This window comes from Mesorhizobium sp. M7A.F.Ca.CA.004.04.2.1 (assembly GCF_004022825.1).
Classification (GTDB): Bacteria; Pseudomonadota; Alphaproteobacteria; order Rhizobiales; family Rhizobiaceae; genus Mesorhizobium.
On record NZ_RZPH01000908.1, the window covers coordinates 1 to 2,472 of the forward strand.

Sequence of the window (2,472 nt, forward strand, 5' to 3'; positions counted from 1 at the left end):
ATGATCGCGTGCCCTCGAAGACTCCGGTCGTCGTGACCAGCGTCGCCACCATGGGTTGGCTGGCGTCGCTGGTCACGACGACCGGAGTCTTCGAGGGCACGCGATCATAGAGGTCGATAATGTCCTGGTTCATCAGACGCACGCAGCCTGACGAGACCGACTTGCCGATCGACCGCCACTCAGGCGAGCCGTGCAGACGATAGAGCGTGTCGACATTGCCCTGGAACAGATAGAGCGCGCGTGCGCCGAGCGGGTTCTTCAGGCCGCCGGGCATGCCGCCATTGTCGGCGCTATAGGGCTTCAATTCCGGCTGACGGGCGATCATTTCGTCCGGCGGCGTCCACTTCGGCCATTTCTGCTTCCACTGAACGACGGCGTCGCCAGACCATTCGAAGCCGGCACGGCCAAGGCCGACACCGTAGCGTATCGCCTGACCGCCTGGACGAACCAGATAAAGGAAGTGGCCGGTGGTATCGACGACTATGGTTCCCGGCTTCTGTCCCGTCGGGTCGGGAACGATCTGACGCAGGAACTGCGGATCGATCTTGTCGACGGGGATGGCCGGCAAGTCGAAGCCGCCGTCGCTGACAGCGGCGTACATCGTCACATAATCGGCCAGAGGCGGCTCGACATAGGTTGGTGGCGGCGGCTCGACCGGACCCGGCCCGGTGGTAGCGCATGCGGAAACCGCGATCGAAGCGGCGCCCAGGGCTGCGGCGTTGAGAAAGCCGCGACGGCTCAGGCGAAAAGATTCGATTTCGGTAATGGACATGGTTGCCTTCTTTAAGTCTCAAATCGCAACAAAACGTGAATTCGCCGACAGTTGCGCGGGTGCCTGACAACACCTGGGGCGATAGGCGGTTCCGATTCTGGCCCGAACGTGGGCAAACAAAGGCGAAGCTGTGACCAGGCTGCTACTGTGGCGCCAGAGACACAGGTTTCCTAGCTGCCGGGCACAAGGGCTTCGAGCGACGGCAGGATAAGGGCCGGTGGGAAATCCCGGTATTCTTCGGGCTGGTCGGAGCGGTTGATCCACACCGTGCGAAAACCGAATTTGGTGGCGCCAGCAATGTCCCAGCGATTGGACGACTGAAAGGAAACCGCGCCGGGGTAGAGGCGCCAGCCGGTGGCGACCATATCGTAGACCGCCGGGTCGGTCTTGAAGCGCCGCACCCTATCGACGGAATAGATGTCATCCAGAACCTGGTCGAGCGCGGCGGATTTGACCGCCGCCTGCAGCATTTCGGGCGAGCCGTTGGACAGGATCGCCAGCCTCGCTCCCGAAGCCTTGAGCGCCTTGAGCACGGCCGGCACTTCCGGATAGCAATCCAGCCGCCAGTAGGCATCCAGCAATATCGCCTTGAGACCGGGGTCGGCCGAGGGAACTTTGCGCAAGGCGAAATCGAGCGCCTGTTCGGTCAGTTGCCAGAAATCGGCATAGGCGCCCATCAGCGTGCGCACCCAGGAATATTCGAGCTGCTTGGCGCGCCAGATCTCGGACAACAATTGGCCGTCCGGCCCGATCCGGTCGGCATGACGACGCACGGCGGCATGCACGTCGAACAGCGTGCCATAGGCGTCGAAGACATAGGCGGCGTATTGCATGACAACAGTTTTGAGGGCAGGTGCGACAAGGTGCAAGCTTTGATTGCATTGCGCCCCGGCACTGGCCTCAACAAAACTCCATGATGCCGGTTGACGGCGCCCGCCAAAGCATCTTCCAATGGCCGTCACACGAGACCGATTGAGGCGGGACCACACGATGACACTGGCGGCTGCGGCGCAATCCGCGACATGGACTTTCGTCGATGGTGATTGGCACGAGGGCAACGTCGCCATTCTGGGGCCGCGCAGCCACGCCATGTGGCTCGGCACCAGCGTGTTCGACGGTGGCCGCTGGTTCGAAGGCGTGGCGCCGGATCTCGACCTCCATGCCGCCAGGGTGAATTCTTCGGCGATCGCACTCGGCCTGAAGCCGAACATGAGCGCCGACAAGATCGTCGGGCTGACATGGGACGGGTTGAAGAAGTTCGACGGCAAGACGGCGGTCTATATCAGGCCGATGTACTGGGCCGAGCATGGCGGCTATATGGGCGTCCCGGCCGATCCGGCGTCTACCCGCTTTTGCCTTTGCCTCTATGAATCGCCGATGATTCCGGCGACTGGCTTTTCGGTGACCGTGTCGCCGTTCCGGCGTCCGACCATCGAAACCATGCCGACCAACGCCAAGGCCGGCTGCCTTTACCCCAACAACGGCCGGGCCATTCTCGAAGCCAAGATGCGCGGCTTCGACAACGCAATGGTGCTCGACATGCTGGGCAACGTTGCCGAGACCGGGACCTCGAACATCTTCCTGGTCAAGGACGGTCATGTCTTTACACCGGCGCCGAACGGCACCTTCCTGTCCGGCATCACCCGCTCGCGCACGATAACGCTGCTTGGCGAGTATGGGTTCAAGACCACGGAAAAGAC

Annotated in this window: 3 protein-coding genes; 1 reads left to right on the plus strand and 2 read right to left on the minus strand. The window is 62.1% G+C overall.

Features of this window, described 5'->3' with window-relative positions:
- On the minus strand, window positions 1-772 hold a 772-nt coding region (locus EN893_RS29005; protein ID WP_164901198.1), incomplete at its 3' end, for a L,D-transpeptidase.
- Between the two features lie 170 nt (window positions 773-942).
- A complete protein-coding gene (locus EN893_RS29010; RefSeq protein WP_127269958.1) occupies window positions 943-1,605 on the minus strand; it encodes a haloacid dehalogenase type II in 663 nt (220 codons plus the stop codon).
- 157 nt (window positions 1,606-1,762) lie between these two features.
- On the opposite strand from EN893_RS29010, the gene EN893_RS29015 reads away from it, so the two are divergent.
- Window positions 1,763-2,472, plus strand: a 710-nt coding sequence (locus tag EN893_RS29015) for a branched-chain amino acid aminotransferase (RefSeq protein WP_128361985.1), incomplete at its 3' end; no start/stop codon positions are given.

What these genes read in the sequence shown, in the direction of transcription:
- EN893_RS29010 (WP_127269958.1), bottom strand. Translation starts at nt 1,605, where the DNA reads ATGCAATACGCCGCCTATGTCTTCGACGCCTATGGCACGCTGTTCGAC.